General features: G+C 42.8%; 1 protein-coding gene. It reads left to right on the top strand.

The features are described from left to right. A partial coding sequence (locus tag R7Q11_RS24715; protein WP_225466826.1) for an Ig-like domain-containing protein occupies positions 1-1,454 on the top strand: 1,454 nt, incomplete at both ends.

The raw sequence follows: 1,454 nt of genomic DNA, 5'->3' as shown, positions 1-1,454 counted from the left end.
CATGGTGTAGGTCAAGATGAGCTGGTGACTAACGTATTGGTTGAAAGCACTCAAAGTGATGCTGATGGTACACAAGAAACGGTTGTGGCCCCCCTAGAAATCGCCATCCTTGATGCCGATCCAGTGATCGCAAATGAGTCATATAGTGTAACCGAAGGCCAAGTCATTTCTGGCAATGTACTGGAGAATGACATTGATATTGATGGTGACTTGTACATTCGATATGTCAGAGCCGGAGGAGAGATCCAGTCTGTCCCTGATGGTGGCTCAGTAAGTTTTAGTCTAGAGAAGGGTGAATTAACCGTATTTTCAGATGGCTCTTGGCAGTTGAATGCCAGTCGCAACTTAGATCACACGGTTGAGCAAAGTCTCGTTTTTGATTATCTCGCAGCCGATGATTCAAAAGATTACGGTGTAGCAACCGCGACCATCGACATTATAGATGGCCAAGCGGGTTATGTAGGTAGCGCTACTATAAAAACAGCAGAAGTACCTCTGGGAGCGGCATTATTAACCACCGAAGGCAGTGTTAATGTGATTGCTGGCTCTGATAACCCTGATCCGACTAGTTTGTATTTTGGTGAGGCATCCATTACTAAGTTAGAGGCATTAGGGCTTACAAGCTCAGTCTCTAATACTGAGCTTAGCTACACGTTAAGTTCCAGTGGAAAGCAAATCACAGCATTTGCCAATGGTGTGACTGTATTTACGTTAACATTGAGTGGCATTGAGTCGGGTAACGATGTACTAGCTTCAATCTCGCTTACTCTTGATCATCCTATCGATCAATTCAATAGTAGTGATACGGTCACTTTCCCGTTGACCATTGGAGGGACAGATCTAGACTCCACACCGCTTGTAGAGAATGAAATTGATTTCGTGTTGAAAGATGGTGTTGATCCTACGTTGAGCAACTTGACTGTTGTTGCAATGGAGGAGATTAATCTAGAAAGTGGGACAATCTTTAAGACTGGGAGCCTTCAACTCGATATCGGGAGTGATTATGTTGACTCTCTTCGATTTAGCGAATTAAACCAGCCCACATTAGTGAGTAGTGAAAGTGAGTTGCTTTACCGTCTGTCTGATGACGGTACGACAATTACTGGCTATATCTTAGAAGGTGGGGTGGAAGTAAATATTTTTCAATCGAAACTATTATCCACATTACCTTTAGAGTCGACTAGTGAAATAGAGTATTCCTTTGAATTATATCGCTCTTTCGATCTGTCAAAAGATCAAATCCTGGATATACCATTGTTAGTTAATGCAACAGATTCAGACGGTGACACCACCTCCGTAACATTGGATATTACCTTAGAGGCAATTGAAGGTTTGAACGATGATGCCTCTTTAACAGTAGATATTCTTGATGGCGGTGATGGATACGAAAACCAGTTTGAAGTTCCTAGTGTCACGATTCAAGGTGACGCACTCAAGATAAGCGATGAGTGGCT

Source organism: Vibrio sp. 970, assembly GCF_033339075.1.
The sequence above is the reverse complement of the archived record's forward strand: the minus strand, read 5'-3'. Positions and strand labels throughout refer to the sequence as shown.